Source organism: Allobrachymonas chironomi DSM 19884, from assembly GCF_000374625.1.
Lineage (GTDB): Bacteria > Pseudomonadota > Gammaproteobacteria > Burkholderiales > Burkholderiaceae_C > Brachymonas > Brachymonas chironomi.
Genome location: NZ_KB894799.1, coordinates 1 through 1,120, shown reverse-complemented (window position 1 = coordinate 1,120; position 1,120 = coordinate 1). Strand labels below are relative to the sequence as shown.

Genomic DNA, 1,120 nt, shown 5'->3' with positions numbered 1-1,120 from the left:
CAGTATCCCTATCATGTAATGGAGACACTACAAATTGAATGTGTAACTCTTTTAAATACTCTAACCACTCGGCTTTTGCTGATTCTGGATATAAAACAAATGTCCAATTACGTCCTCTTGAATTTTTCTTGTTTTCAGTTTCTTTTATTACATTTTCGCTCATGATATAATAACGGTGCTAATACACTTAACAAAATTTAGTCATAGATAGGCAGCATGCCAGTGCTGTCTATCTTTTTTTGTTTAAAATGCACCGTATTCCTCCTTTGCATATTTTTTTATTAGAATACCGGTTGCATCTGATTTGCTAATATTATATTTTTCTTTGATTCTATTTAATATCTCATTTTCTTCTGTTGTAAGTCTTAAAGTAACAGCAACTTTTTTCTCTTCTTTTCTATCTACAACCATCACTGTACCTCCCAACATCTGTTTTTTTCACTTTAACATAAAAAACAACCTTTTAACATTAAAAACCCAATATTTATTTATTTGTTTGGACAATGGACAATGGACACCTAGGGGGGAGGTCGTAGTACCCCCCTATGTTTTCTCCCCTAAATAACCCCAAAAATCTAAGAAAAAAAGACCTCAAAAAGGTCTTTAATTAACATCTCAAATTTCGCATTTATTCCAATTTCCTTTTTGCGTGTGATGCGCTGCGTCCATTAAAAATCCTAGAGCTTTGCAACCGAAAGTTAATAGCTGTCGCTACTACTTTCGCTTACGCTCTAAGTATATTTTAAGGACTGTCACACGCAAAAAGTTTTCTCGGCATAAAAGTACCTCTACATCTCTAAATCGTCTGTACGCTGTTTCTCACGCTTTCTATCGACCTTCTGGACATTATCCTGTACAACATCCATAAACTGTCCCACACGCTCGAATTTGGAATCATTAAAGAATTTCTCTTTAAGCCTATTAAACCCTTTCTCAAACCCAGGGAAATTCGCCCTCGCAGCACGATATAAAGTCACTGTACTATCTTGAAATTTCTCTGATACATTCAACTGCTCATTCAAACTATCATTCTCTCGCTTTAATTTATTAACCTCTTTACTTTTTTCGTGATACCCCTCTTTCCATGTATTCACTACTTCTTTCAAACTCTCTCTACGTT

The 1,120-nt window shown here is 34.8% G+C and carries 3 protein-coding genes; all 3 read right to left on the bottom strand.

The features are described 5' to 3' along the window. Positions 1-163, bottom strand: a 163-nt coding sequence (locus C513_RS14070) for a Rep family protein (protein WP_245552841.1), incomplete at its 3' end; no start/stop codon positions are given. 80 nt (positions 164-243) lie between these two features. Further along, positions 244-429, bottom strand: coding sequence for a ribbon-helix-helix domain-containing protein (locus tag C513_RS14065; RefSeq protein WP_012816704.1), 186 nt, complete (start codon positions 427-429; stop codon positions 244-246). A gap of 359 nt (positions 430-788) precedes the next feature. Beyond that, a partial coding sequence (locus tag C513_RS13495) for a hypothetical protein (RefSeq protein ID WP_033395113.1) occupies positions 789-1,120 on the bottom strand: 332 nt, incomplete at its 5' end.

Bases quoted from the DNA above. Each gene is read 5' to 3' on its own strand.
- C513_RS14065 (WP_012816704.1), bottom strand. From the start codon at position 429: ATGTTGGGAGGTACAGTGATGGTTGTAGATAGAAAAGAAGAGAAAAAA.